Origin of the sequence: Piscirickettsia salmonis LF-89 = ATCC VR-1361 (assembly GCF_000297215.2) — a bacterium.
Classification (GTDB): Bacteria; Pseudomonadota; Gammaproteobacteria; order Piscirickettsiales; family Piscirickettsiaceae; genus Piscirickettsia; species Piscirickettsia salmonis.
Genome location: NZ_AMFF02000059.1, coordinates 1 through 1,428 on the forward strand (window position 1 = coordinate 1; position 1,428 = coordinate 1,428).

The following is a 1,428-nucleotide window of genomic DNA, read 5'->3' on the forward strand; positions in this document are numbered from 1 at the left end:
CATGGCTCGCAGCGAAAGAATATCAAGCTAACTTAAAAATAAAAAACGTTAAACATTTAAAACACCTGAAAATTTGGGTGTTTTTTATTTCGGGCTGGTAGCTAATATTTAATTTATTAGGATGTTCTATGTATATAAAGCACAGTAATTTATTAAAAGATAAGAAAATTGAACTAATGACATATTTCGTCAACTCATTAGTTCAATATCCTCTTGCATTAAGATGGTTTAACCCTAGAAAATAAATACTGTTTAAGTTTATCTGTTCATACTAAAAAGAACAATCAATAAAGCGAGTAATCACTGCTTGGTGCTGCCCCTGCTGACAAACTTCAATCTCTTTGATAAATCTACAAACATTTTTAGCCACATAGCCATCAGTCAATTGGGCTAGATCAGCATGATTTTTAATTATCTTTATTTGATGCTCATCCAATGAAACATCATCAGCTAATTGAGCAAAACCTACTATCCAATAATAAAATTCACGATTCGTCATTTAAGCCCTCTTCATGCACCTGATGTCTAGTTTTTCTATCAATGCCTACATAGCTATTATCAATCACATGTCGAAATACATTCGATAAGCTTTCTTTAATAATTGGCGTAAAGACATTAATAGTTTCTTCAGGGTAATCTAACCCTTTAATATAATCACACACCTGACTAAGCCATCGAGTAAATTTACCTTTATCAACAACAAGTGCATTTAATTGATCTTCTATCAGGGCTAATTTCTCTTTATTAAGATAAGCGTTCTGCTCAATTTCAAAATAACCCTGCAGCCAATAACAAAAGCCTTTATTATCCATATTAGCAATCTGCCACTAGATCATCGTCATCGTACTCTAAAGCTGGCTCAGCACCTCCACCTGCTCGATCAGCGCTACGTTGTTCAAAAAGTCCTGGTTGCTGTCTTGCTTGTGGCCCTTGAGATAATTCAAGAAAGCTATTTAATAGGCTAAAAGCTCCATAAGGAATAATCAATGTAACTTCACTGTTACTCCCTTCAACTATGTCTATTCTATTATTTCCACTTGCATTAATTCCAGCATTAATTCCAGCATTAAGTTCTTGCTGCATAGCAGTTATAGTACTAAAATTACTTTCTTTAACAGTTAATATAAAATCACTTGTACTTTCTTCAAATACCTCTTCGATAATTTTAATATTATTATTTTCAATGCCATTTCTACTCAAGTATTTTAATATATTTATCTCAATTTTTGGAATAGGCTTAGCCATAGTTTATGCACTCTATAGATTATCAACAATATAAACACTATTTAAAATATAATTTTATGAAAAGTAAATATTAATTTTTATGTGTTTTTAACAATTATTTATATATAGTTTAAATAAACAAAAAAATTAAATACGTAAGCGTCGCTACCTCGGTAGGTATTTTGCACATCCAATGATGCAAAA

Annotated in this window: 3 protein-coding genes; all 3 read right to left on the bottom strand. The window is 31.2% G+C overall.

Going from position 1 to position 1,428, the window contains the following annotated elements:
* Nucleotides 1-271 precede the first annotated feature (271 nt).
* Genes C200_RS06170 through C200_RS06180 form a run of 3 tightly spaced genes read right to left on the bottom strand, consistent with a single transcriptional unit; the run spans nt 272 to nt 1,245 of the window.
* On the bottom strand, nt 272-499 hold the full coding sequence (locus C200_RS06170; RefSeq protein WP_016212319.1) for a hypothetical protein: 228 nt from the start codon (nt 497-499) through the stop codon (nt 272-274).
* Nucleotides 486-812 (bottom strand): hypothetical protein, encoded by a 327-nt coding sequence (locus C200_RS06175; protein WP_016212320.1) that lies wholly within the window; start codon nt 810-812, stop codon nt 486-488. Before C200_RS06175 ends, C200_RS06170 begins: the two co-directional genes overlap by 14 nt.
* A 1-nt stretch (nt 813) precedes the next feature.
* Nucleotides 814-1,245, bottom strand: coding sequence for a hypothetical protein (locus C200_RS06180; protein ID WP_016212318.1), 432 nt, complete (start codon nt 1,243-1,245; stop codon nt 814-816).
* Nucleotides 1,246-1,428 lie beyond the last annotated feature (183 nt).

Coding starts and splice junctions, on each gene's coding strand:
- C200_RS06170 (WP_016212319.1), bottom strand. CDS start 499: ATGACGAATCGTGAATTTTATTATTGGATAGTAGGTTTTGCTCAATTA.
- C200_RS06175 (WP_016212320.1), bottom strand. CDS start 812: ATGGATAATAAAGGCTTTTGTTATTGGCTGCAGGGTTATTTTGAAATT.
- C200_RS06180 (WP_016212318.1), bottom strand. CDS start 1,245: ATGGCTAAGCCTATTCCAAAAATTGAGATAAATATATTAAAATACTTG.